At 33.5% G+C, this 24,367-nt stretch carries 21 protein-coding genes, 1 tRNA gene and 5 pseudogenes; 14 read left to right on the top strand and 13 right to left on the bottom strand.

What is annotated here, in order from left to right; all coding sequences use genetic code 11:
* Nucleotides 1-36 precede the first annotated feature (36 nt).
* The 3 genes from P5P87_RS16065 to P5P87_RS16055 all read left to right on the top strand — a co-directional run bounded on the left by P5P87_RS16065 (nucleotide 37) and on the right by P5P87_RS16055 (nucleotide 1,959).
* Nucleotides 37-177 (top strand): hypothetical protein, encoded by a 141-nt coding sequence (locus P5P87_RS16065; protein WP_278019915.1) that lies wholly within the window; start codon nucleotides 37-39, stop codon nucleotides 175-177.
* A gap of 304 nt (nucleotides 178-481) precedes the next feature.
* Complete coding sequence (locus P5P87_RS16060) at nucleotides 482-1,450, top strand: hypothetical protein (protein WP_278019914.1); 969 nt, start codon at nucleotides 482-484, stop codon at nucleotides 1,448-1,450.
* Nucleotides 1,447-1,959, top strand: a complete 513-nt coding sequence (locus P5P87_RS16055) for a hypothetical protein (RefSeq protein WP_278019913.1) — start codon at nucleotides 1,447-1,449, stop codon at nucleotides 1,957-1,959. The genes P5P87_RS16060 and P5P87_RS16055 overlap by 4 nt, the downstream gene beginning before the upstream one ends.
* Before the next feature lie 63 nt (nucleotides 1,960-2,022).
* Here the strand turns inward: P5P87_RS16055 and P5P87_RS16050 are convergent, their stop codons facing one another.
* The 4 genes from P5P87_RS16050 to P5P87_RS16035 form a co-directional block, all read right to left on the bottom strand.
* Nucleotides 2,023-2,835 (bottom strand): hypothetical protein, encoded by an 813-nt coding sequence (locus tag P5P87_RS16050; protein WP_278019912.1) that lies wholly within the window; start codon nucleotides 2,833-2,835, stop codon nucleotides 2,023-2,025.
* Between the two features lie 3 nt (nucleotides 2,836-2,838).
* On the bottom strand, nucleotides 2,839-3,408 hold the full coding sequence (locus P5P87_RS16045) for a hypothetical protein (RefSeq protein ID WP_278019911.1): 570 nt from the start codon (nucleotides 3,406-3,408) through the stop codon (nucleotides 2,839-2,841).
* A gap of 171 nt (nucleotides 3,409-3,579) precedes the next feature.
* Nucleotides 3,580-4,191, bottom strand: a complete 612-nt coding sequence (locus P5P87_RS16040) for a hypothetical protein (protein ID WP_278019910.1) — start codon at nucleotides 4,189-4,191, stop codon at nucleotides 3,580-3,582.
* Between the two features lie 35 nt (nucleotides 4,192-4,226).
* A complete protein-coding gene (locus tag P5P87_RS16035) occupies nucleotides 4,227-4,598 on the bottom strand; it encodes a hypothetical protein (protein ID WP_278019909.1) in 372 nt (123 codons plus the stop codon).
* A gap of 112 nt (nucleotides 4,599-4,710) precedes the next feature.
* On the opposite strand from P5P87_RS16035, the gene P5P87_RS16030 reads away from it, so the two are divergent.
* A complete protein-coding gene (locus tag P5P87_RS16030; RefSeq protein ID WP_278019908.1) occupies nucleotides 4,711-4,974 on the top strand; it encodes a helix-turn-helix domain-containing protein in 264 nt (87 codons plus the stop codon).
* 60 nt (nucleotides 4,975-5,034) lie between these two features.
* Here the strand turns inward: P5P87_RS16030 and P5P87_RS16025 are convergent, their stop codons facing one another.
* Complete coding sequence (locus P5P87_RS16025; protein WP_278019907.1) at nucleotides 5,035-6,633, bottom strand: hypothetical protein; 1,599 nt, start codon at nucleotides 6,631-6,633, stop codon at nucleotides 5,035-5,037.
* Between the two features lie 1,214 nt (nucleotides 6,634-7,847).
* Between P5P87_RS16025 and P5P87_RS16020 the strand changes: the two genes are divergently transcribed.
* The 3 genes and pseudogenes from P5P87_RS16020 to P5P87_RS26165 all read left to right on the top strand — a co-directional run.
* The gene (locus P5P87_RS16020; RefSeq protein WP_278019906.1) at nucleotides 7,848-8,423 is read left to right on the top strand and encodes a tyrosine-type recombinase/integrase; all 576 of its coding nucleotides are present in this window, start codon (nucleotides 7,848-7,850) and stop codon (nucleotides 8,421-8,423) included.
* Nucleotides 8,424-9,102: 679 nt separating this feature from the next.
* Nucleotides 9,103-9,396, top strand: a complete 294-nt coding sequence (locus tag P5P87_RS16015; protein ID WP_278019905.1) for a hypothetical protein — start codon at nucleotides 9,103-9,105, stop codon at nucleotides 9,394-9,396.
* Nucleotides 9,377-10,123: pseudogene (locus P5P87_RS26165) on the top strand (recombinase family protein); the annotation flags it as partial. The gene P5P87_RS16015 and the pseudogene P5P87_RS26165, both read left to right, overlap by 20 nt.
* Nucleotides 10,124-10,907: 784 nt before the next feature.
* On the opposite strand, the gene P5P87_RS16010 reads toward P5P87_RS26165, so the two are convergent.
* A tRNA-Leu gene (locus P5P87_RS16010) sits at nucleotides 10,908-10,986 on the bottom strand.
* Nucleotides 10,987-11,272: 286 nt separating this feature from the next.
* Between P5P87_RS16010 and P5P87_RS16005 the strand changes: the two are divergent.
* From P5P87_RS16005 to P5P87_RS15990, 4 genes and pseudogenes are all read left to right on the top strand, one after another.
* Nucleotides 11,273-12,215, top strand: a pseudogene (locus P5P87_RS16005) (ribose-phosphate pyrophosphokinase).
* A 120-nt stretch (nucleotides 12,216-12,335) separates the two neighbouring features.
* Nucleotides 12,336-12,948: pseudogene (locus P5P87_RS16000) on the top strand (50S ribosomal protein L25/general stress protein Ctc).
* Nucleotides 12,949-13,293: 345 nt separating this feature from the next.
* Entirely contained in the window at nucleotides 13,294-13,971 is a 678-nt protein-coding gene (gene pth / locus P5P87_RS15995) for an aminoacyl-tRNA hydrolase (RefSeq protein WP_198854963.1), read from the top strand.
* A 140-nt stretch (nucleotides 13,972-14,111) separates the two neighbouring features.
* Nucleotides 14,112-14,723: a superoxide dismutase gene (locus P5P87_RS15990; protein ID WP_091490394.1), complete on the top strand. Its 612-nt coding sequence runs from the start codon at nucleotides 14,112-14,114 to the stop codon at nucleotides 14,721-14,723.
* Nucleotides 14,724-15,568: 845 nt separating this feature from the next.
* On the opposite strand, the pseudogene P5P87_RS15985 reads toward P5P87_RS15990, so the two are convergent.
* The 5 genes and pseudogenes from P5P87_RS15985 to P5P87_RS15965 all read right to left on the bottom strand — a co-directional run bounded on the left by P5P87_RS15985 (nucleotide 15,569) and on the right by P5P87_RS15965 (nucleotide 20,650).
* A pseudogene (locus P5P87_RS15985) lies at nucleotides 15,569-17,468 on the bottom strand (amidophosphoribosyltransferase).
* Between the two features lie 80 nt (nucleotides 17,469-17,548).
* Nucleotides 17,549-18,472, bottom strand: a complete 924-nt coding sequence (locus P5P87_RS15980; protein WP_008465988.1) for a PfkB family carbohydrate kinase — start codon at nucleotides 18,470-18,472, stop codon at nucleotides 17,549-17,551.
* 300 nt (nucleotides 18,473-18,772) lie between these two features.
* Nucleotides 18,773-19,675, bottom strand: coding sequence for an alpha/beta hydrolase family protein (locus tag P5P87_RS15975; RefSeq protein WP_233074022.1), 903 nt, complete (start codon nucleotides 19,673-19,675; stop codon nucleotides 18,773-18,775).
* An 8-nt stretch (nucleotides 19,676-19,683) separates the two neighbouring features.
* Nucleotides 19,684-20,079 (bottom strand): hypothetical protein, encoded by a 396-nt coding sequence (locus P5P87_RS15970; RefSeq protein WP_198854961.1) that lies wholly within the window; start codon nucleotides 20,077-20,079, stop codon nucleotides 19,684-19,686.
* Nucleotides 20,063-20,650, bottom strand: coding sequence for an RNA polymerase sigma factor (locus tag P5P87_RS15965; protein WP_198854960.1), 588 nt, complete (start codon nucleotides 20,648-20,650; stop codon nucleotides 20,063-20,065). Before P5P87_RS15965 ends, P5P87_RS15970 begins: the two co-directional genes overlap by 17 nt.
* 315 nt (nucleotides 20,651-20,965) lie before the next feature.
* Between P5P87_RS15965 and P5P87_RS15960 the strand changes: the two genes are divergently transcribed.
* Nucleotides 20,966-21,313 carry a DUF6249 domain-containing protein gene (locus P5P87_RS15960; RefSeq protein ID WP_198854959.1) on the top strand — a complete coding sequence of 116 codons (348 nt, stop codon included), beginning with the start codon at nucleotides 20,966-20,968 and terminating at the stop codon, nucleotides 21,311-21,313.
* Nucleotides 21,314-21,367: 54 nt separating this feature from the next.
* Here P5P87_RS15960 and rnhA read toward each other — a convergent pair whose 3' ends face one another.
* Nucleotides 21,368-21,844: a ribonuclease HI gene (rnhA, locus tag P5P87_RS15955; RefSeq protein ID WP_198854958.1), complete on the bottom strand. Its 477-nt coding sequence runs from the start codon at nucleotides 21,842-21,844 to the stop codon at nucleotides 21,368-21,370.
* Nucleotides 21,845-21,885: 41 nt separating this feature from the next.
* Nucleotides 21,886-22,457, bottom strand: a pseudogene (purN, locus tag P5P87_RS15950) (phosphoribosylglycinamide formyltransferase).
* A gap of 175 nt (nucleotides 22,458-22,632) precedes the next feature.
* Here purN and P5P87_RS15945 point away from each other — a divergent pair.
* Nucleotides 22,633-22,869, top strand: coding sequence for an acyl carrier protein (locus P5P87_RS15945; RefSeq protein WP_007137004.1), 237 nt, complete (start codon nucleotides 22,633-22,635; stop codon nucleotides 22,867-22,869).
* A gap of 236 nt (nucleotides 22,870-23,105) precedes the next feature.
* Complete coding sequence (gene fabF, locus P5P87_RS15940) at nucleotides 23,106-24,359, top strand: beta-ketoacyl-ACP synthase II (protein WP_111368511.1); 1,254 nt, start codon at nucleotides 23,106-23,108, stop codon at nucleotides 24,357-24,359.
* The last annotated feature ends 8 nt before the right edge of the window (nucleotides 24,360-24,367 follow it).

Genomic DNA, 24,367 nt, shown 5'->3' with positions numbered 1-24,367 from the left:
CGACGAAAGATTTTTTAACTTTAAAACAATTAAATTATGGAAGCAATTCAAGCAATTAAACCAGGCCCAAAACCTAAAACACCAGACGGGACACCAGATGAAAGAAGAAGGGTCACTCCTCCAAATCAACCAAAACATCCAATTTTAAAACCTCATATCCATAAACCAAAGGATTAGACACAGGAGTGTTGTTTTGAAATAAGGTAATAAAAAAACCTCTTCCGTTAAGAAGAGGTTTTTAAGTACCATTTACGGTTGAATTGTCGAATTTGTTTGTTGAAGATTTAAAGAAATTATCTTATGCATATAGGCAATTACAGAGATAAGATTAACTTAATAAAAGGAAGAAGTTTACTTTACTTTTTAATTTTATTTAGGTCAAAACAAACTTATTATCTTTAATAGTTAAAGAATTAAAAATCTCACAAAAAATGATTTTATTTGTAATGTAAAGTAATCTAAAAAAAGCTATTATATTCAAATGAAAGGTACTCAAGATAATCTTACAGAAGTCAAGTTTCAATATTTTTCTTTAAAATTTACGCCTCTAAATCATCTAAAAGATAAACTTGATAGTAACGACATTATGAGAAATGTCATTACATATATATCAAGAAAACTTCAAGAGGATAGAGAGGGACATCTTATTGACAGACATGAAGGCAGACCTAATAGTATGAGAGAGCTTTTTATGAATAGAGCTGTTTTTATTCCTAAGGATAGGAGAATTAGATGCTCAATGGCATTGTTAAGAAGTGGAAGAGAACCACTATTGAAGCCAAAAGAGCAATTTAAATTAGTATCTATGAATGTTCTTGGGAGTATTGCCGAAGAAACACATTTTTTTATAGATTATAGTAAAGGATTTTCTGTCATATGTATAGAATATCAGCATTTTGGTCCACGTTTATCAGATATTGAGTATTATTTTAGAAATGTTGCGCATAAAGTTCTTAAGCAGAGTAAAGCAACTGAAGTAAACTTATTTATGGATGTTTCAATAGATAAAGCTTTAAACAATATGAAAAACGTATTAAACATGGATATTAAAGTTCAGCCAAAAAATCTACCTCAACTTGATGCGGATATACAAGGAAGATATTTTAGCGGTATGAACAATATCGCTAATACTTTAAAGCCAAAGTATATTAAAATTGAAACCTTCTTTCAAACACCAGGCAAAGGAATTAAAAGTACGGAATTGAATAAAGAAGCTAATAAGATGTTTATGGAAATGCTACAAAGATTTAAAGGACGTTCATTCAATATTGATGCATTTGATGCATTTGTCGTAAAATATGAAGATAAAGAAGGAGTTGAGGAAGTTTTTAATTTGTTAAATAGTAAACGTGAATTTGTGATTCCTGTTGACTTGAAAAAAATTACAAAGTCGAAAGATTGGTATTCTTTAATTGAAGAAGATTTTAATGCTTTAATGGCTACATTATGATTTTAGACACCTATTTTAAGCGTCCACTATTTTGGGATTTTCTCATTGCATTACTGTTATCTGTATTGGGTTTTGTTTTGGTTTATAAAAAAATAATTTTAAAACCTCAAGCAAGTGATTCTATTACAATAATAACAGATGTTACAAATATTAGCTTGACAATGTCTGGTTTTATATTAACTCTTTTGACTGTATTGATAACCTTCAAAGGTGGCTCAAAAATCACAAAGATAGAAGTTGATAGTAAAGAACCTTTATTTGACCTTTTTTTTGTTACGGGATTATATCATGAAACTGTTAGACATCTAAAAAATTGTATTAAATCGCTGATTGTAGTAGCCATTATAGGCTTTACAATAAAGATATTCTTTCCAGAATCTTTAAAAACAGATGTTTTTTATTTTAATATTTTTGGATTTACTATAATAATTTTTACAATTACAAGATGCTTACTGATTTTAGGAAAAGTAATGGATTTACAGAAAGAAAATGATGAAAAAGATAATTAGTTGCTTTTTATTTATCACTTTAGCAGATTAAGCAAATTTCTAAAAAAGCCTGTTACTTATTATTTATATGTGTTCTAAAATTTTTTCTCTTTCGGACCATTTTATCGGTTCTCGAGTTGTTTTTTCGTTTAAAAGCTGAAAAATAGACGAAGATTTTATCGGAGAATAACCATCAGATTCATCATTTATTATCGTGATTTTTTCTTTAATATAAGTATCATATTTAGATTTTTGCGCTATTTCAAAATTCACTATTGATTTTCTCAAATCATTTTCAAAATAATATTGTGAAGAACCTGTCGCGTACATTATTAGATTTATCTTAGAATTACTACTAACAATTGCGTTAAACTTTATGTTTTTGTAATCATCTAATGGTTGTCTAAATCTAACATCTTTAGCATAATGAATTTTGAAAAAGGTATTTACATCACTTCTAAAAGTCTCTCTTTCTTTTTCTTCTTTTTCATCTTTAAACTGAATGCAAAGAGCATTCACAGCTCCTACAATAAAATTTGCTAAGTCAAATACAGCACTTGGGATTTCTTCTATTTTTGAACAAATTTTATAATAATATTCAACTCCAGATTTATCCAATGTCGATTTTATCTTGTAGTTTTCAGAATAAGAGGAAGTAATGCGTTTTATCAAAACTTCGGATTCCTCGAAATAAGGAGTTTCATAATAATTTTGGTCTATCCAACCATGGTCGGTAACAACAATTTTTTGGTTTGTTACAGTGACAAAAACAGATACAAACTTATTGTTCAGAGTCGAAAAAGCGGTAACAATTTCTAAAGCGTTTGCTCTTTCTTTGAAACTAGTTAAGCTACAAAAGGATTTTTTTATTTGCTCAATTACAATTTGATTATCCATTACTTATTCAAAATTAATATTATCAAAATCAATATTATTAGTTTCTGAAAACTCTAGTTCGGGGATTAGTGGTGCAATAGTAGGGAAATTACTATTTTTTAACTTTGAATCTGTCTCCTGACAAAACAATGATATACCGAAATTAATATCGTTAGCAATTATCTTCGCTTGATTTTCATCTTTGAGAACATGGTTATGATATGCTATTGATTTTCCTGCTTCATTAAAAGAATTAAAATGTGGCGTTTTTATTGATTGTTCATGTAATGGAATGTTAACATCATCATTCCGATGCGCTGGACCGTCAGAATCAAATCTAAAAAAAGGCTGTTTTAGGAAATTTTCACACCTCAATTTTATTCCATATTTATTGTCTCTTTTGCTTTGTTCTACCATGAAAATGATTTCCTCATTGATAGTTGAATGTTTGGTTTTGGATTCGCCAGTAGACCAGTAAATGTTATTTACTTTGGGTTTTAAACTTATTTCGTCGTCTAAAATAATTTTTTCCTTACTGACTAGGTCGTTAAAAAAATCAAATTTTTCTATTATTATTTGGTTTATTTTACTCATGACAATATTTCTGACAATCTAAAGTTAGAGACTTTATTTGACTTGTTCGTAATCCAAATATAATTATAATCTGGTTATCTTTTAATTATAAATAAATTGTAAAACATTAATTATAAAAAAGACTCTGTGGCCTATAAACAAAAAAGAGAGAATAAATCTCTCTTTTAAATTTTATTCAGGCATTGCTATTAAAGAGCCTCGTGTAATAGTAAATGATTTTTCAACTATTTTAATTCCATTGCAATAGCCAAAATCTGAGTAAGGATTTTTGTTTGTAAGATTCTCAATTGAAAATTCAGCTTTCAGAGTTGTTCCGTCAAAGCTGGTTATCTTAATTTTACCTGCCGTATAACTGCCTTGAAACAAATCAGTACTGGTGTAGCAGACCGCTGGGTCATAAGCCAGAGGAATGCCATTTACGCCAGAGTTGAGATAGCTAAACGAAATGTCGTATGTTTTTCCCGCAGTCAGCTTAGCATCAGAAGTTACGATTTGAAAATACATGTCTCCAGAATCACGGTTGTCATTCGATGCTGGATTTTTGATGATGAAACTGCCGTAAATGCTGTATTCGTTCTCAGTGTTGGCAGTTGGCTCACTTTTCGACCATGTAACGTCAATTGCAGAACCAGAAACATCAGTAGCGGTCACATACTGTGTTTTATCGTTCAATGTGAAGCTGATGGATGATTTTGAATTGTCAGCATTTTCCTGTTCGGAGTCATCAGACTGGCAGTTCGTGAATAAGACGCTTAACAATGCAATAAGTACAATTTTTTTCATTTTTTTAATTTAGTTGGATTAAGTGATTTCTTATTTTATCGGCATTTATCTATTTCCTTATCAACGTAGTGGAACAATTCGTCCGCATAGCTATCAGGCAAATCATTATCCTCAATGACATTTCGAACCAATTGCGGTACATACAGATACCTACTGTTATCGACACGGCTCAGCTCACGCTGGTGGCTTGTTTCATTGTTGATGGTTTGTACATAAGAGTATCTTTTGCAGTAGTCTTGAATGATTTCTGTCTGCGCCCATGCTTTCAGGTCTTCTAGGCTTTTTGTTTTTGGATGCTCTTTTACGTATTCATTGTGGACACGAAGACTGAACATGTAGCCCGCAAAGCAGAGAAGTGCAAAAACGATAGCGGAAACTCTCACGATAATTTTTAATGGATTGTTCATTTTTTGGTTTTTAAGATGTGTTAAAATTCAAGCAAATATATTAAAAATTCTATTTTATAGTGTACTAAATTATAGAGTACCATAAAAAATACAAAATATTGAGATTTGGAGTATGAAAGATTCAACTCCAAAAGACAGTATAGAAGAATTGCAAGCTATCGCATTGCGGTTAAAAGAATTAAGAAAAGCTAAAGGATATTCTAATTACGAACATATTGCATTTGCTTTAGAAATGAGCCGTTCCGCTTATTGGAGATTGGAAACAGGAGCAAACTTTGAGTTAAAAACATTAATAAAAATCTGTAAACTGCTAGATATTAGTCTGGAAGAGTTTTTTAAAGGAATTGATATTCCTAATTCCAAAAGAAAAGAATAATCAATCTTATGAATAAGTAAGCGTTAATCATAGTAGCATGATTAACGCTTATTTTCTTTATTAAGGTTTTATCAAAATTTTTAGTTTCGAAATCATTGAAGGAGTTATCAAAACTCCATCATAATCATTGTACTTCTGCTGAGCAGTCTGTTTATTGAAATAATCCAGAAGTTTAGTCATTTCAACGTTGGAGCTGTCAATGCCAGAAATGATTTTCAAAGTATCTTCAACATCAAAGGACAATTGAGGCAGGATATCGTAAAGATTTACAATTTCATCCAGAGCGTATTTCTGCAACGGCTCAAACGTTGATTCAATAAAATCACTGCTGTTTACTTTGACTCTGGTTTTCACACCATGTTCCAGAATAATACAATTCATGGTTTCAGCTACAAGTTCTCTGTCTTTTTCTTCACAAATCAGTGCATCATAAACGTACAGAACATAAACGTCTTTAGCGTTCAAATCTCTGATAACTGCGCTCATGATATCGACTTCAACCATGAACATCTTTTGAGAAGTAATCTTATGACCATGCTCGTTTTTATCATGATAGATTCGAGCTAACATGTCGGATTCATTTGTTGAATAGTATTCAAACAGCGGAGATTTTCGCATTCCATTCCATGTCATATTGAAAAAACTCAGGTGCTCAATCTTGACATCTTTGAGGTCAATTCCTGTACGTTCCGCCACTAATCCGTGTGTGAGGTAAGTCATTGAACCATCATACAGCTTGATGGCAATGTTTGGGTGCAGAGCGGTGTAATCACATTCAGTTAACTTCTTTCCTTCAATAGTAATCTGTTCCCGAATCCATGAAGGCATAAGCGTGAAGCTGTCCACCACACGACCACCGCTTGACATATCGCCAGCACTTGGAATCATAAAGCCACGAGAAGTTAAGAACTCAAACAACTCGATGTTATCCTCAACGAAGCTTCTGTTTTTTACGTCTAGCCAGTAGTGGTCTTTATGTTTGTTACGCACGGTTAGGATTTTGCCTTTTTTGGTAATACGACCTTCTTTGACCAACTTCCTGCCGATAGCAAGCAATTCTTCGCTGGTCGGTAAATCAATCTTTTGATACATCATAATTAGATTGTAACAGATTGGATTTGTTATGGCTTTGCTTAACTGCTGATAGTACAACTTATTCCGTGTACTAATAATTCCTGCATCTTTTATGGTATACTCAATCAGACCCGCTTTAAGATAAGTATCGGTCAATCGAAATTTTTTAGATTCAAAACCTTTCTGATAACTTTTGTCAACTTCAATAAACGCTCCTGTGCTTGTTCCAGTGGTCAGAACTTTGATAATCTTGGTGTATAGATAGGTATTGTCTGCATTCTTGGTCTGCTGGTGCAGAAGCATTGCGTTAAGCGGTTTCCATTTTGAATCCGTGTAATAGGTGCTCGCGAGATTCGAAAGGAACACTAGACATTTCTCAACTGCAATGTCAATATCCGAGTCCACTGTTCTAAGTATGACTTTACAGTGTTTTCGCAAGTTATGCTGAGCTTTCTTTGGTATTAGGATAGAATTTACGTTCGGGAAACGCAGTGCTGATTCTGACAGCTTGTAATCGTTTAGGAGCACGTCTAAGTCTCCTGTATCGCCAGTAAAAGCGATGTAGTCTTCATTTTTAGAGGTCATTGCGATATTCTCTTATTCTCGTTCCGCCACTTGGACGGATTATTGTCTCTTAGATTAGCTTGGTAAGAGAAGCTGGGGCTATAACTCCCAGCAACCAAGGATTTAATGAGTTTTCTCTCAGTTATTATCAAGTATACTTCTAAATCATAGAATAGTCAATAGTTTTGGAACACTATTTTGATAAATATTTGAAGTTATTTTTTAGACCAACATTTTTGATTAGCGCAAACTGCGCATAAAGCCAAGGTCAAAATACGTCTGAATACCTTGTTATTGCTGGTGTTGTTGTATAATAGTAATAAGTAACATATATGATAGAAGAGAGACAGAAAGAAATAATTTTCCGCTCGAAACCTTTAGAACAATAGCGCAGACTGAGCATAACAAAATTTTGGTCTATGTGCTCTTAAGCCTTGATATCACTGATGTTATACTCATAAAATGCTATAAGGTACTAAGTAACATATATGATAGAGAGAAGATAAAGAGTAATCAAACCTTATCAGCTGTTTCATGTACCATTAAGTGCCGTATCATGTTCCTATAGAGCTATAGATGCTCCTGTAAATGCTGGGAAGCCTGCAAAGTGGAACAATCTGAACCAAAAGACTTATTCACGTCAAGCAGACCCTCCGCACCTCCTGCAAACATTGGCAGTAGAGCCAAGTTACCTCCTAACCTAATACTCCAAAATGTACACATTGCTTCCCCGTAGCTCGGATATGTCCGTAAACTGCGCTGACAAAAATGGAGAAAAAAAAATCTGATGAGAAAATGGCAAAAAATTTCTGAGAAAAAATTCCGAATTTGATTTCCGATGATATTTATGATAAAAAGAGAACATGAAAATAGTAATAAGCTTCCCAACTAAAACAGATACTAAAGACGCAAGCTATAAGATATCCGCTGTCATTCAAAGCGGGAAATTTTACGGACAAGGAACTTGAAGAATTTACACAATTGATACAATCCAAAGAACGAGGCTAACGACCTCGTTTTTTTGTGCTCTGAAATGACCCAAAAATCCGTGAGTCCAGGAAATCCAGGATTTTTCTTGCACAATCCAAAATAGACCTGGACATTTGTTTCACTTTCTAAAAGAAGTGAAAGTAATCGTGTAAGCTCAATGAAATCAGCGGTTTACAGAGCATGAAGAATCTACCGCTTTCAGATACACATATTAAGGTAGAAAAGTGAAACTAAAATCATGAATTATGGCATTAAAAGGACAAAAGACGACAAGTGATTTTTTAGAGTGGGAAAAGATGCAGAGCATCGTTTTGAAACTGGAGCGTGATAACGACCTGAAATTTGCGCTACTTATTGCAACAGGTTCTTACATTGGTCTGAGAATTTCTGACCTGCTCCAGCTTCGTTGGAATCAGGTTTTGAATCAGGATTACTTCACGATAACCGAGAAGAAGACCAAAAAGACCAGAAAAGTGACCATCAACCCAGAGTTGCAGACCATCCTGAGTCGTCTGTTTGTTCAACTCAAAGCTAACGAAAGCGATTTGATGTTCGCCAACCGCACTGGAGATAAGCCGTTCAGCATACAATACGTGAACAGCAAACTGAAAGATATTTTTGCCAAATACAAAGTGCGTGGTCAGTATTCAAGCCACTTTATGAGAAAAACCTTAGGTAGACGTGTATGGGAGGTCAACAAGTACAGTGACCAAGCTTTGCTGTTACTATCTCAATTATTCAATCATTCGAATGTTTCGACCACTAAAATCTATCTTGGAATCCGAGAACAGGAGATAAGTAACCTGTATTTAAGCGTATAGCTAAAAAATTATTCGCAAAAATTCAATGCATTTTTCATTGTTTTTTGCGAATTCTTCAAAAAAGGAAAAATACATAACTCAATTTAGTTATGTATTTATGCTAATTTATTGATTTTTAGTTATTTAAAAACAATTAAGAGCCTTGTAACTCAATTAAGTTAGCAACTTTAACAAAATCAATAATTGTAGGTTTTTACCCATTTTTGAGTCCCGTTTTTTTCGCATACCTTTGTCAAACAAAATCAAAGGAAAAAGATTATTGCAAGAATCTTTTCGCCATTCTGACAGCTAAAGAATGGAATAAGAGCAAGTTGTAAAGCTGAACAGCAGGCTCTAAAAATCAAAACATGTTTTAAATAATCAAATTCAGTAAAAATAACTGAAGAGGAAAGGTATGTCAACAAATTAGTGTTAATCATGCCGTATACATACAATTTCTAAATCAAACTGGTTTAGGAAAGGTCTTTAGCGACCTACAATAAGAAGAATTCCACCGTCAAAGAAAAAAATTGGAAAATGACGACAGAGTATCAAATTGTTAAGTGTAACACAATGTAAAAAAATATTAAATAAAAAAGGAATAAAATACTCGGATGAAGAAATTGAATTAATCCGAAATGTGCTTTATAAATTGGCAGAAGTGTGCCAATCAAATAAAAATAATTTAAAATAAAAATATATGGGAATACAAAGATTACGAAGAAGATTTAGAATGACAATACATGAGCAAATAGCAATGATTAAATTAAAAGGTATTGTGTGTGAATCTGGAATTATTAGTTTACTTAATGATAAATATGTAGAATGGGCAATGATTTCATTCGAAGATGAATATTTTGTGACATACTCAGTTTTGGATAGCTATGCAGATATATGCTATTATGAGGATATCGAGTCTTTTGAAAATGAATTACGAGCAAGGACTTATTGTCTAAACTTACCAACCGACTTAAATGGAGAAGTTTATGAATAGTAGTGTAAATGTGATAATTTATTGCAGGGTGAGCACTGATGAGCAAGCTCAAAAAGGTTTTAGTTTAGATTATCAAGAAGAATCCTTAAAGAGATACTGTGATTCAAGGAGCTATAATATTGTCAAAGTTTACAGAGAAGACCACTCGGCTAAAAACTTCAATAGACCAGAATGGTCAAAATTGAAAACATATGTGAAATCCAACAAGAAAGAAATCCATAAGGTTCTTTTTGCTAAATGGGATAGGTTTTCAAGGAATGTTGAACAAGCTCTGACGGTTTTAAGAGAGTTTGATTCAATAGGTGTTGAGTTAAATGCATCTGAGCAATACCTAGACACGAGTAATTCTGACAATAAAATGGTATTGGCTATTTATTTGACTGCTGGCGAGGTTGAGAGGGATAAAATATCTAGTAGAACAATTGCGGGAACTTATCAAGCGAAGAAAGATGGTTATTTTGTTGGAAAAGCTCCGTTTGGATATGATAACTTTAGAGATGAACTGAAAAAATCTACTCTTAAGCCAAATGAACATGCTGGTTTAGTAAAAAGAGCATTCAAAGAAGTTGCTATGGGGATAGAGCCTGTAGAAACGATAAGGAAAAAGTTAAGACAAGACGGAATGGAGTTAAAGAAGAGTGCTTTTAGCGAACTTCTTAAAAACATTGTGTATATCGGTAAAATAAGAGTTCCTGAATTTAAAAAGGAATCTGCGATGATAGTTGATGGTAAACATGAGGCTTTAATAGATTTGGAAACGTTCAACAAGGTTCAAAATGTGTTTAAGGGAAAAAGATGGCACGGAATCAAACCGAGTCATAAAAACCATGATTTCCCAATGCGTGATTTCTTAACTTGTAAGATTTGTGGAAGTCAAATCACGGGAAGTAATTCTAAAGGTAGAACAAAGAGGTATGCTTATTATCATTGTAGAAATAAGTGCAAAACAAGGGTCTCCGTTGATGATGCTCATCTTAAAATCGCAAGTATTTTAAGTGGTTTACAGATAAATGAAAATATAAAAGAATTGTTTGTTGATGTTTTAAAAGATTCAGAATCTCAAATCAATGGAGATAAAAGTAATCAGCTTGAGATTAAGCTGGAGGCTCAGAGAGCATTAAAAGCTCAAATTGAAAAAGCAGAAGATAAGCTTATGAGTGACGATATCAGTACAGAAAGATTTGAAAGTATAATAGAACGCATAAATGGAAATTTAAGCGTTGTGAACAATGAAATTGAGATTCTTAGTGCTAAGACGGATTCAATAAAAACGTATGTAGATTCAGGTCTTGAGTTACTTGCAAACTTGGATAAGTTGTTTCTTAATGCAGATTATGATGGAAAAAGAATTGTAGCAGGTGCGATTTTTACTCAAAAATTACTTTTTGGAAATGATGATTGTCGAACCACTCAAGTCAATGAGGTAATCAACGTCTTGACTAGAAATAGCAAGGGTTCGGAAAGGCTTAAAAAAGAAAAAGCTGTCAAAAATGACAGCTTTTCCGTTAAAGTACCCGAGCCGGAGTCGAACCGGCACGGTTTCCCACAGGTGTTTGAGACCAGCGCGTCTACCAATTCCGCCATCCGGGCTTAGCAGACGAAAAAATAAATGATAAATCAATTATTTTAACGCAATAGAATGAAGTCATAAATGGCGTCATTCCTTTAACACGGTGCAAATGTAAAAAATAATTTTAAACGAACTACTAAAAATACTTAAATTTTTGCTTTCAGTGTTCAATAAATTTTATAAATTTGCAGCTCGTTAAAACGAAGCACACACAACTAACTACATCCGAGACATTTATACGCTTCCGCTTTATCCAGGTATAAAGTAGAATTTTTTAAACGTAACGGAATAAAACAACACATTACAATGTCGCACCTAGAACCAGAAGCTAAAATTTTTGCTTGTTCACAAAGTGTTTATCTTGCAGAAAAAATTGCAAAAGACTACGGGATTCCGTTAGGAAAAGTAACGATGTCAACGTATAGTGACGGAGAATTTCAGCCGTCTTACGAAGAGTCAATAAGAGGGTTGCGAGTATTTATCGTTTGTTCGACTTTTCCAAGTGCAGATAATCTGATGGAATTGTTGTTAATGATTGATGCTTGCAAAACGCGCATCAGCAAGACACATTACAGCAGTTATGCCTTATTTTGGTTGGGCAAGACAAGATAGAAAAGACAAACCAAGAGTTCCGATTGGAGCAAAGTTAGTAGCAAACCTATTAACTGCTGCAGGAGCAACAAGAATCATGACAATGGATCTGCATGCAGACCAAATTCAAGGATTCTTTGAAAAACCAGTAGATCATTTATTTGCATCTACAATCTTTTTACCATACGTAGAAAGTTTAAATTTAGAAAATCTAACAATTGCATCTCCAGATATGGGAGGTTCAAAAAGAGCATATGCTTATTCTAAGTTTTTAGCATCAGATGTAGTTATCTGTTACAAACAAAGAAAAGCGACCAACGTTATCGACACTATGGAACTTATTGGTGAAGTAAAAGGACGTAACGTAATCTTAGTAGACGACATGATCGATACGGGAGGAACATTAGCGAAAGCTGCCGACCTAATGATCGAAAAAGGAGCGCTAAGTGTAAGAGCAATTTGTACACACGCTATTTTATCTGGCGGTGCGTATGAGAAAATTGAAAATTCGAAACTAACAGAATTAATCGTAACAGATTCTATTCCGTTAAAGAGAGAATCAAAGAAAATAAAAGTGGTAAGTTGCGCGCCTTTATTTGCAGAGGTTATGCAGATGGTTCACCACAACAATTCCATCAGTGGAAAATTCATTATGTAAAAGCAGTAGGCTGTAGGCTTTTGGCCTTAAGCTTATTTACTTTGCATAAAAAGCCTAAAGCATATTGCTTAAAGCTTACAACAAAATAGAATATTTATTTAATAACTATATTTTTTTACAATGAAATCGATTACAATTAAAGGATCAGAAAGAGAAAGCGTGGGCAAAGTGTCAACTAAAGCCTTACGTAATGCTGGAGCGGTTCCTTGCGTGTTATACGGAGGAAATCAAGCAGTACACTTCTCAGCAGACGCTGCAGCGTTCAAAAACTTGGTTTACACTCCAAATGCACACACAGTTGTGATTGAGCTTGGAAAAGGAAAATCATTCAATGCAATTTTGCAAGATATCCAAGTTCACCCAGTTACTGACAAAATTTTACACATTGACTTCTTCCAATTATTTGATGATAAAGAAATCACAATGGAAGTTCCTGTGAAAATCGTTGGTACATCTAAAGGTGTTCTTGCGGGAGGTGTTTTACGTTTGAACCAACGTAAATTAAAAGTTAAAGCTTTACCAGCAAATCTTCCTGATTTCGTTGAAGCTGACATCACTCCACTTGAAATGGGTAACAAATTATATGTTACTAAAGTTGGAAAACCAGAGTACAAAATTATGCACCCAGACAACACAGTTGTTTGTCAAGTGAGAATTTCTCGTGCTGCTATGAAAGTCTGCTCAAGAAGCCGCAAAAGCTGCAAAAGCTCCTGCAAAAGGAAAGAAAAAATAATTTTTTTCACTCAATACAAAAAGCCTCAATCTTACGATTGGGGCTTTTTTTTTGAAGATTCTAAGTTTCTAAGATGCTGAGAGACTAAGTTTTTTTCATCGTTGTCAGGCTGAGAGAAGTCGAAGTCCGCGCAAAGTATGGAATTTAGATTGTCGAGTTTCTTGTTAGGCTTCGACTTCGCTCAGCCTAACAACACGAAATAAGGAATCAAGATAAATCGGTATGATCAACTAACCTGCGAGAGAACTCTTTTTGTGTTCTTTGCACATCTCGATAGAAACTATTTCTTAGCGTAAATCCTTCGCGCTCTTTGCGGTTAAAAATAATTAGTCCTATTTTTGCCTAATGATAAAATGGATAACAAAACTGTTTTCATCAATACCAAAAGAAGAGAACGCAGAAGACATTATGAAACTGGAGGTTCACGAACACCAAAAAAACAATATAAAAAACGTGAGTAAAAAATATTTAATCGTAGGATTAGGAAATATCGGAGCTGAATACGTAAACACGAGACATAATATCGGATTTAAAGTGCTTGATTTTTTAGCTAAAAAAGAAAGTCTTTCATTCGAAACCGTAAAATTAGGTTCAATGGCAGAATACAAATTTAAAGGAAGAACCTTTTTTCTTTTAAAGCCAAACACTTACATGAATTTAAGCGGTAAAGCGGTAAAATATTGGATGGATAAAGAGAATATTCCGCTAGAGAATATTTTGGTCATTACAGACGATTTAAACCTGTCATTCGGAACAATTAGAATCAAGCCAAAAGGAAGTGATGGAGGCCATAACGGACTTAAAAACATCAATTTGGTTTTAAATACACAAAATTATACTCGTTTTAGATTCGGGATCAGTGATCAATTCAAAAAAGGACAGCAGGTGGATTATGTTTTAGGAGAATGGAATGCTGAAGAAGAAGCAAAACTGCCAGAACGTTTAGAAACCTCTGCCGAAATAATTAGAACTTTTGGAACAGCAGGTCTAGAAAACACTATGACAACTTTTAATGGAAAATAAAGATTTTCAGGTGTTTATGTGATAAAAATGTAAATTATCAGTTAATTAAATTCAATTATAACGAAATAGTATTTTCAATTCCAAAGTTAAATGTCTAAATTTGGGATAAATTATTTATAAACCATAAAAATCATAATACCATGGCTTTTGAATTACCACAATTACCATATGCATACGATGCATTAGAACCACATATTGATGCGCGTACAATGGAAATCCACCATACAAAGCATCACAATGCATATACTACAAATCTTAACGCAGCAATCGCTGGAACAGATTTAGAGGGAAAAACAATCGAAAATATCTTAATCAATTTAGATAAATCTAACGCTGCAGTTCGTAACAATGGTGGAGGTTTCTACAACCACAACTTGTTCTGGACTGTAATGTCTCCAAACGGAGGAGGTTTGCCAACAGGAGATTTATTGGCTGCAATTGAAGCTTCTTTCGGATCTTTCGAAGAATTTAAAGCAAAATTTGCTAAAGCTGGCGCAACACAATTTGGTTCTGGATGGGCTTGGTTAACAGTTCAAAAAGGAGGAAAATTAGAAGTTGTAGGTACTCCAAATCAAGATAATCCATTAATGCCAGAAGTTGCTGGTCACGGTGGAACTCCAATCTTAGGAATGGATGTTTGGGAGCACGCTTACTACTTAAACTACCAAAACAGAAGACCAGATTATATTGAAGCTTTCTTCAGTGTAATTAACTGGACAGAAGTTGCTAGAAGATTTGCTTTAGACAAATAAGAAAATAGAGTAAAGAATAAAGAAAAAAGACGAGCACTGTGCTCGTCTTTTTTTTATCTGTACATATTTCGTCTATAATCTTTGTTCTATTTTCTTTCATCTATTCTCTCAAAAAAAGAAAAATAAAAAAGGTGGAAATTCTTCCACCTTTTTTGCCCCAAATCTACCATAAACTTAACCTACTAATGTTATGGTCTTGTAAAGGTATGGCGGATATTTTTTTCATAGAAACTTATCAGATAAAAAGCAACAATATCCGATTAAAGACGTATAAAGCTTGTTTTTGAAAATCATGAATTTATTTCAATAAAAAAGGCGGATGTTACTCCGCCTTTTTTGCCCCAAATCTACCATAAACTAACCTACTAATGTTATGGTTCAGTAAATGTATGGCAGGTATTTTTATAAAGAAAATTTTTTAGATGAAAGGCAATTATACTCGATGAAGTGTTTTTAATTGGCTGATTTACAGGTTTTTAAGTTTTAAAAAATAAAAAAGGCGGATGTTACTCCGCCTTTTTTGCCCCAAATCTACCATAAACTAACCTACTAATGTTATGGTTTAGTAAATGTATGGCAGATAATATTGTGAAGAAAATTTTTCAGATGAAAGGTAAGTATATCCGATTAAGAGATGTAATAGGTTGTTTATAAATTGGTTGAGTTAATTCCAATAAAAAAGGTGGAATTGCTTCCACCCTTTTTGCCCCAAATCTACCATAAACTTAACCTACTAATGTTATGGTATCTCAAAAGTATCATAGCTTTTCAATTTCACCAAAGAAATAGGATGAACGGCAAAAAAACCGATGAAATGCACAATTTAACCTTTTATTAGTATTTTATTAATACGCTCTAGCGTCTTTCCCTTCGTAAAAATTCATAAAAGCACGGTTTACAACTCGATTTCCACCTGGAGTAGGGTAGTCTCCAGTGAAATACCAGTCACCTAAATTTTTAGGACAAGCTTTATGAAGGTCATCTACTGTTTGGAAAATAATTTTTACTTCAGCATTGATTTCCGGTGAGCTTAACATTTCTGCAATCTTATCTGAAATTTCGTCTGGTGTAAATTGGTCGTAAATTGCTGTTACATAGTTTACAACATCTTTATCAAGGAAATTTTCTTGAGCTTTACATTTTGCATAAACTTCATCTACAATATGGTAAAGGTTTCTTTCTTTTAATAAAGCAAGTGCTTGCTCTAAAAGCAACTAAACCTTCTAGTTTTGCCATATCAATTCCGTAACAATCTGGGTAACGAATTTGTGGAGCAGATGAAACGATTACGATACGTTTTGGTTTCAAACGATCCATCATTTTAATGATACTCATTTTCAATGTAGTACCACGAACAATACTATCGTCAATAATTACTAAATTATCTTCTGGTTTAATTACACCGTATGTAACATCGTAAACGTGAGCCACTAAATCGTCACGGCTGCTATCTTCTGTAATAAAGGTTCTAAGTTTAGCATCTTTAATAGCAACTTTCTCTGTACGTATTTTTACAGCTAAAAGTTCCTGAAGTGTTTCAGCGGTTAACGTATTTCTATTTTCTAGAATATAATTGTTTTTTCTCTGATTTAGGAAATCCTGAGCAGCTTCAACTAAACCATAAAATGAAGTTTCAGCTGTATTTGGAATATAAGAGAAAACAGTGTTATCTGTATCGCTGTCAATTGCTTTAAGAACAGCAGGTAAAATTAATTTTCCTAAGTCTTTACGTTCTTGATAAATTTCAGCGTCACTTCCTCTTGAGAAATAAATTCTTTCGAATGAACAAGCTTTTTTAACAGTTGGTTCCAAGATTTGATTCATGGTAACTTTTCCGTTTTTCTTGATAATCAAAGCATTTCCTGGATCAATTTCCTGAACGCTTTCAAAAGGAACATTAAATACAGTTTGAATAACAGGTCTTTCAGAAGCTACAACCACTACTTCATCATCTTGATAAAAATAAGCTGGACGAATTCCTGCTGGATCTCTAAAAACAAAAGCATCACCATGACCTAATAAACCAGCCATAGCATAACCACCATCTAGGTTTTTAGCCGAACGAGCTAAGATTTTAGCAATATCCAAACGTTCTGCAATTACTGGCGAAGCATCTCTTTTAGAATATCCTTCAGCTTTACAGTCTTGGTAAAGTTGCATTACTTCCTTATCTAAGAAGTGACCAATTTTTTCCATTACAGTAACAGTATCAGCCATTTCTTTTGGATGCTGACCTAATTCAACTAGATTTTCGAAAAGTTCTTTAACATTTGTCATATTAAAGTTTCCTGCCAAAATCAAGTTACGGTGCATCCAGTTGCTTTGACGCAAAAATGGGTGAACGCTTTCGATGCTGTTTTTTCCAAAAGTTCCGTAGCGAACATGACCTAAAAACAATTCTCCAACATAAGGAATGTTTGCTTTTAGTTCTTTCATGTCGTCTCCAAGTTCTGGATGCGCTTTTAGTTCTTCGCTAACGCGCTCATTGATTTGTTTGAAAACATCTTGGATTGGTTGCGAATGATTAGAACGAACTCGGCTAATGTAGCGCTGTCCAGGTTCAACATCAAATTTAATGCTTGCAAAACCAGCACCGTCTTGTCCGCGGTTGTGCTGTTTTTCCATCATTAAATACATTTTCTGGATTCCGTAGAAAGCAGTTCCGTATTTTTCTTTATAATATTCAAGCGGTTTTAGTAGTCTAACTAAGGCTATACCACATTCGTGTTTTAAAGCGTCGCTCATTGTTTTTTGTTATTTGTGTGTTGTTGTAAGTTGTGTGTATTCGTAATAAAAAAGCCCCGTTTTATCGAGGCTCTTAGGCATTATATTTCTATGTCAAACTGAGTTAACGACTTAAATTGCTGTAATCGAATCGCTACTTCGGCTTTGCTTAATGATTCCATCCTTTCAGTTCCAAATTTTTCTACGCAGAACGAAGCTAAATTTGAACCGTAAATAATTGCATTCTTCATGTTGTTGAATGAAATGTTTTCGCTCTGTGCAATAAATCCAGAGAAACCACCTGCGAAAGTGTCTCCAGCTCCAGTTGGATCAAAAACATCTTCTAATGGTAAAGCTGGTGCAAAGAAAACTTCTCTGTTGTGGAATAAAAGTGCTCCGTGTTCTCCTTTTTTGATGACCACATATTTTGGCCCCATATCTTGGATTTTCGCAGCTGCTTTTACTAATGAATATTCGCCAGAAAGTTGTCTAGCTTCTTCGTCATTGATTGTAATAACATCTACACGTTTAATAACGTCTAATAATTCTGGAAGAGCGCAGTCCATCCAAAAGTTCATAGTATCTAAAACTACTAATTTTGGTTTTTTCTCCATCTGATCTAAAACACTGCTTTGTACTAGTGGATGTAAGTTTCCTAACATCACAACATCAGCATCTTTGTAGTTTTGAGGAACTTTTGGCTGGAAATCAGCTAAAACATTCAGCTCTGTTACAAGAGTGTCTCTAGAATTTAAATCGTTGTGGTATAAACCGCTCCAGAAAAAAGTCTTTCCTCCTTTTACAATTTCAATACCAGAGATATCAATATTTTTTGAAGTTAAAAGATCTAAATGTTCTTGAGGGAAATCGTCGCCAACTACAGAAACAATGGCCGATTGCAAGTTAAAAAATGAAGCTGATAAACCAATATACGTTGCAGCACCACCTAATATTTTATCTGTTTTTCCGAAAGGAGTTTCAATCGCGTCGAAAGCAACTGTTCCAACAATCAATAGTTTATTCATTTTATGAATTTCGAATTAGGGTGCAAAGATACTTCATAAGTTACAATCTTGCAACGGTTTAGGGTCTCAAAATTTTCTTAAAAAAATGAAGGTATTTTCGAAGTAAAACTATTGTAAATGAATGAATTAAAATTGATTTTTCGCAGTGTTTATAATAGGTTTTTTGAATTTAAGATGCAACTTTTTTGAAAATAATTGCGAATAATTTACAGCTCATTCTTCTGTCTTGTTTTTTTAAATGAAGAAGTTTTTCTTTTTTCGATTAAAACACGAAAAATTCTTTGCGTACGATTCCTTAAATTATTTTATATTTTTAATCCAATTGATTGCATCCTTCATAGGTTCTTCAGAGTTTGAAAATGCTGTATTGTGACCCAAGTTTGGAAATAATTTATATTCATAAGGTTTCTCTTTAGATTTTAATGCATCGAGATATTCGATTGATAGTTTAACTGGAACTTGAATGTCTTTGCCTCCAAAAATCCAAAATCCTGGAATTGATAATTTAGAAAGAATGTCGTTTGGATTTGTATCAATAAACTCATATTTGTCTGGATCATTGAATACGTGCTTTCTTGCCTCTTCTTCTGAATGCGTATTCCAAAAATCTTGATTCCCATTTGTATAAAATTGGAATCTCAATTGTTCTTTAACCGTGATAAGAGCTCCGCTAAATATGGTCATAAATTTGACTTTCTTATTTTTTTCTGCAGCCAATGGAATTATCCATCCAGCTTGACTACCGCCTATAAGGCCAATTGATATTTTGTCATTTGATAAATATTTTGACAAAGTGTTTACAGCTGCACTTGCATCTAAAGACAAAAGAGTTAGGTTTGAGAAATCGACATTATTAGTTCCTACTTCTGGTCCAGCATATACGCCACCTGATTCTCCGACTCCACGTTTGTCATATGTTAAGACTGCAATTCCATTATTGGCTAGAGTTGTAGCAAAGTCTATCATTCTTTTTTCCTGTCCAGATCCGTGAACAATCACAACAGCAGCTTGCATGTTGTTAGGCGTAAAAATAGTTCCAGCGAGTGAAATGCCCTCGCTAACAAATTTTACGTCTTTAGTGGTAAAGTTTGATGGAGTTGCTGATGTATGAGTAGTGATAAAAAACAGCAACATTAAGAGAATATATATGGGTATTCTTTTTGCTTTTAGAACTTGTTTAAAAGTTGTCGTTTTGTTTCTCATCTTTAAATTTATAATTGATACTTTTTGTCAAAATAATTCTTCAAAATTCCAACCTGAAGCAGAATCATAATTGGAACAATTAAGATGGCATACAAGATATTTTTAGAAAAATGAATTCCTGAAAATAGACTTGCCACTTGATCGGCGTACTGTTTGCCAATTTCCAAATTGTTTTGTGATGCGGTAAATAGAGAAACATAAATCACCAAAGCAATTAAAGCCAATCCCATTAAAATCCAGATTGGTTTAGAAATTAAAGGTTTGTATGCTTTGAGTTTTTTCTCTTCTAAAAGATGAACTTCAGCCATTATTTTAGAAGTAAAATCTATTGATGGCGACTGCAGTTTTTCTTCAGCCATCATTTTCTCAATAAGTTGTTCTATATTTTTATCGCTCTCTTTCATAACATTCTATTATTTCTGGTTCTAACTGCTGTCTCAAAATTACAGCTAATTTCTGTCGGCTCCTAAATAACTTTACTTTGGCATTGTTGGCCGATATATTCATGATCTTTCCAATTTCCTCCAAATTCTGATCATCAAAATAAAATAAGGTCAAAAGAAAATTTTCATCGCTTGGCAATAAATTTAAACATTTCTGAATGGTTTGCTTTCGTTCTTTTTCTTCTAATGCGCTCAAAGCATTGTCCATGGTTTTAATTAAATGAGAAGAAAAATCATCAATAGAAATATTCAGATCTTCTTTTTTATTTTTTTTCAAACGGTCTAGACATGTATTATAAGCAATCTTGTAAATCCAAGTCGAAAATTTGGAATCTCCCTTAAATTTTGTCAGCGAATTATAAATCTTTATAAAGGTGTCTTGAGCAACTTCTTCTGCTTCTTCACGGTTTTTAACCATTTTTAGAGCCAAAGTAAAGATCATATCCTTATAACGATCTACAAGAACGCCAAATGCATTGGTGTCTCCCCGCAAAACTTTATCGATATAATGTTGATCTTGTATTGTGCTCATATTATATAGGACGACCGTTTGTTTATTTAGGTTACAAGAAATTCGAAAATAAATTCTATTTTTTTTAAGCATGAATTCTAAATACAAATTCAAAATTCCAATTTTGTTATATGTACATATATAGGAGTATAATACTTTGTCAAAATTTAAGACTTCGATAAAGTTTGTTTGCGAAAAATATATTCAAAAATAGCTGATAATCAGTGATTTTTTAAGTTTGAAATTTAAAATTTAAAAATTTTTCAAAAAAGCTGTAACCTCAATTTAAAAGGTGTCGTCATATGGAGTATCAATCAATTATAAAAACATAAAATTATGGGACCACAAGTTTTAGTACCGCTAAGTCTTTTTTTGATGATCTTCGGGATCGTTTATTTAATTTATTCAACAAGAAATAGAGAGCGACTTGCTCTTATAGAAAAAGGAGTAGATGCTAGTATTTTTTTGCAGGGAAGAGGTAACGGAGTTCCAGCATGGAAAATATTTGTTGTCAATATAGCTTTCTTATTAATAGGTAGTGGAGTTGGAATTTTTCTAGCGTTGTTAATTACAACTTATACTTCTCTAGATGATGGAGCTGTTTATCCTTCAATTATTTTTATAATGGCAGGAATCGGGCTTTTGACTGGATTTAAAACAGCAAAAGATTTAGATAAAGAGTAAATAAGAAATTTAAGTTAGTACAAAAAAACGCATCAATTATTTGATGCGTTTTTTTTATTCTTTAGAACCAATGGTTTCGTAGTAGACATCTACAGAAAGTTTCGGTTGCATCGATGCCATAACTGCCAATTGATCGCAACGTTCGTTTTGCGGATGATTGTTATGTCCTTTAATCCATTTAAAATCTACTTGATGTTTTCGATATGCAATTAAAAAACGTTTCCAGAGGTCGGGATTTTTCTTGTCTTTATATCCTTTTTTCTCCCAACCGAAAACCCATTTTTTTTCAACAGAATCGACTACATATTTAGAATCTGAAACCACAAGGACTTTCATGTTTGGCTTTTTCAGTTTTTCTAAACCTACAATTACTGCTAGAAGTTCCATTCTATTATTGGTAGTGAGACGAAAACCTTCGTAAAATTCTTTTTTATGTGGTGTTCCGACTAATTCCATTACGACTCCATAACCGCCATTTCCTGGATTGCCTTTTGCTGCGCCGTCTGTATATATATGTACTTCGTGAGACATTTAATTATTTTAAATTGTAGATTGTTTAAATTGAGATTTGATTAGTTGAAATTTGAATCTAACAATTTATGAATAATCTCTGGAAAATGTTTTTGTTCCAGCTCATGAATCTTCTCTGCAACACTTTCTGGAGTATCTTCATCGGTTAGTGCCACATTTGCCTGAAAGATAATACCGCCTTCATCATAGTTTTCATTAACATAATGAATAGAGATTCCGGTTTCTTTTTCTTTATTATTTACAATTGCTCTATGTATGTGCATTCCGTACATTCCTTTACCTCCGTAACTTGGTAAAAGGGCAGGATGAATGTTGATTATTTTATTCGGATATTGTTCGATTATGTTTTCTGGGAACTTTAATAAAAAGCCAGCCAAAATTATCAAATCCGGGTCGATTTCTTGCACTTTTTGTAGTACGTTTCTTTCTAAAAGTTCGTTTTTTGAGAAGATTTCGACCGAATTTGATGATTTTTTGCTCTTTCAATCACTTTTGCCGAAGCATTATTTGTAAAGACCGAAACAACCTTCGCAATTTCGGTGTTCGAAAAATATTTTATAATGTTCTCCGCGTTAGTTCCTGATCCTGAGGCGAAAACGATAATTTTTTTCATAAAGTTGTGTGTTTTAAGACTGCAAAAAACGGAATAAAAATCGAAAATAAATAGCTTTAAAAGACCTTTCTTGAAATTAATTTTATAAATTAGTGTCACATTTATAAACTAAATAGTTGTTTTAAAATAAAGTTTTTTATTTTTGCCAACAAATTAAATTCTAAAATTAAAGATTATGTCAGACATTGCATCAAGAGTAAAAGCGATTATCGTAGACAAATTAGGTGTTGACGAAAACGAAGTTGTAACAGAAGCAAGCTTCACTAATGATTTAGGAGCTGACTCATTAGACACTGTTGAGCTTATTATGGAATTCGAAAAAGAATTTGATATTCAAATTCCAGACGATCAAGCAGAAAACATTGCTACTGTAGGTCAAGCTATTTCTTATATCGAAGAAGCAAAAAAATAATAATACCACACCCGATTTCTAAAAGTACCAATTTTTGAAATTCCAAATTCCAGTTGGAATTTGATTTTTGATTTTTGAAATTTTTAAGAGTCGGGTGTTATTATTTTTTTAAAATTTAAATTTCGATTGATTTTCAATCAAACAAGATATATTTTATTGTAATTCCCATGGCTCTTAAATAACAATAAGTTAAGAAAGCGTGGGTTTTATTTGTTTAAAGTACAAAACACATATTTATGGCATTAAGGCGAGTTGTTGTAACAGGATTAGGTGCACTTACTCCTATCGGGAATAATATCCAAGAATATTGGAACGCACTTGTGAATGGAGTTAGCGGAGCCGCTCCGATCACATATTATGATACCGAGAAACATAAAACGAAATTTGCCTGCGAAGTAAAAAACTTCAATATTGAAGATTACATGGATCGCAAGGAATCTCGTAGATTAGATAAGTTTGCACAATATGCAATTGCTGCTAGTGATGAAGCTATTAAAGATGCAGGAATCACAAATGACAACGTAAACAAACAAAGAGTTGGTGTTATCTGGGGAGCAGGAATTGGAGGTTTAGAAACTTTCCAGGATGAAGTATTGTATTATGCAAAAGGTGATGGAACTCCAAAGTTCAATCCTTTCTTTATTCCTAAAATGATTGCCGATATCGCTCCAGCGCATATTTCTATGCGTAACGGGTACATGGGACCAAATTATACAACGGTTTCTGCTTGTGCATCTTCTGCAAATGCGCTAATCGATGCTTTCAATTACATTCGTTTAGGAATGTGCGATGTTATTGTTTCTGGTGGTTCTGAAGCTGCAGTTACAATTGCTGGTATGGGAGGATTTAGCTCAATGCACGCTTTATCAACAAGAAACGAAAGTCCAGAAACAGCTTCAAGACCTTTTGATGCAACTAGAGATGGTTTCGTTTTAGGAGAAGGAGCAGGAGCTTTGGTTCTTGAAGATTACGAACATGCTAAAGCTAGAGGTGCAAAAATCTACTGTGAAATTGGTGGTGGCGGAATGTCATCAGATGCTTACCACTTAACGGCACCACATCCAGAAGGAATTGGAGTTATCGCAGTAATGGAAAACACATTGAGAGATGCTGGAATGACACCTGATCAGGTTGATCATATTAATACTCACGGAACTTCTACTCCATTAGGAGACGTTGCTGAGTTAAAAGCAATCAGTAAAGTTTTTGGAGATCACGCCAAAAATATCAACATCAACTCTACAAAATCTATGACAGGACACTTACTTGGTGCTGCTGGAGCTATCGAAGCTATTGCTTCTATCTTGGCAATGCAACACGGAATTGTTCCTCCAACGATTAACCATACAGTTGTTGATGAAAACATTGACCCATCTTTAAACCTTACTCTAAACAAACCTCAAAAAAGAGAAGTAAATGTTGCTATGAGTAATACATTTGGTTTTGGTGGACACAATGCTTGCGTATTGTTTAAAAAACTAGCTGATTAATTTTCTGT

Source organism: Flavobacterium ginsengisoli (assembly GCF_029625315.1).
GTDB classification, from domain to species: domain Bacteria; phylum Bacteroidota; class Bacteroidia; order Flavobacteriales; family Flavobacteriaceae; genus Flavobacterium; species Flavobacterium ginsengisoli.
This window is presented reverse-complemented; position numbering and strand designations above follow the sequence as displayed.

Bases quoted from the DNA above. Each gene is read 5' to 3' on its own strand.
- P5P87_RS16015 (WP_278019905.1), top strand. From the start codon at position 9,103: ATGGGAATACAAAGATTACGAAGAAGATTTAGAATGACAATACATGAG.
- P5P87_RS15965 (WP_198854960.1), bottom strand. From the start codon at position 20,650: ATGAGCACAATACAAGATCAACATTATATCGATAAAGTTTTGCGGGGA.
- P5P87_RS15990 (WP_091490394.1), top strand. From the start codon at position 14,112: ATGGCTTTTGAATTACCACAATTACCATATGCATACGATGCATTAGAA.
- P5P87_RS16055 (WP_278019913.1), top strand. From the start codon at position 1,447: ATGATTTTAGACACCTATTTTAAGCGTCCACTATTTTGGGATTTTCTC.
- pth (WP_198854963.1), top strand. From the start codon at position 13,294: ATGATAAAATGGATAACAAAACTGTTTTCATCAATACCAAAAGAAGAG.
- P5P87_RS16020 (WP_278019906.1), top strand. From the start codon at position 7,848: ATGGCATTAAAAGGACAAAAGACGACAAGTGATTTTTTAGAGTGGGAA.
- P5P87_RS16050 (WP_278019912.1), bottom strand. From the start codon at position 2,835: ATGGATAATCAAATTGTAATTGAGCAAATAAAAAAATCCTTTTGTAGC.
- P5P87_RS15970 (WP_198854961.1), bottom strand. From the start codon at position 20,079: ATGAAAGAGAGCGATAAAAATATAGAACAACTTATTGAGAAAATGATG.
- P5P87_RS15960 (WP_198854959.1), top strand. From the start codon at position 20,966: ATGGGACCACAAGTTTTAGTACCGCTAAGTCTTTTTTTGATGATCTTC.
- P5P87_RS16065 (WP_278019915.1), top strand. From the start codon at position 37: ATGGAAGCAATTCAAGCAATTAAACCAGGCCCAAAACCTAAAACACCA.
- P5P87_RS16025 (WP_278019907.1), bottom strand. From the start codon at position 6,633: ATGACCTCTAAAAATGAAGACTACATCGCTTTTACTGGCGATACAGGA.
- P5P87_RS16045 (WP_278019911.1), bottom strand. From the start codon at position 3,408: ATGAGTAAAATAAACCAAATAATAATAGAAAAATTTGATTTTTTTAAC.
- P5P87_RS15945 (WP_007137004.1), top strand. From the start codon at position 22,633: ATGTCAGACATTGCATCAAGAGTAAAAGCGATTATCGTAGACAAATTA.
- P5P87_RS15975 (WP_233074022.1), bottom strand. From the start codon at position 19,675: ATGAGAAACAAAACGACAACTTTTAAACAAGTTCTAAAAGCAAAAAGA.
- fabF (WP_111368511.1), top strand. From the start codon at position 23,106: ATGGCATTAAGGCGAGTTGTTGTAACAGGATTAGGTGCACTTACTCCT.
- P5P87_RS16035 (WP_278019909.1), bottom strand. From the start codon at position 4,598: ATGAACAATCCATTAAAAATTATCGTGAGAGTTTCCGCTATCGTTTTT.
- P5P87_RS15980 (WP_008465988.1), bottom strand. From the start codon at position 18,472: ATGAATAAACTATTGATTGTTGGAACAGTTGCTTTCGACGCGATTGAA.
- rnhA (WP_198854958.1), bottom strand. From the start codon at position 21,844: ATGTCTCACGAAGTACATATATATACAGACGGCGCAGCAAAAGGCAAT.
- P5P87_RS16030 (WP_278019908.1), top strand. From the start codon at position 4,711: ATGAAAGATTCAACTCCAAAAGACAGTATAGAAGAATTGCAAGCTATC.
- P5P87_RS16060 (WP_278019914.1), top strand. From the start codon at position 482: ATGAAAGGTACTCAAGATAATCTTACAGAAGTCAAGTTTCAATATTTT.
- P5P87_RS16040 (WP_278019910.1), bottom strand. From the start codon at position 4,191: ATGAAAAAAATTGTACTTATTGCATTGTTAAGCGTCTTATTCACGAAC.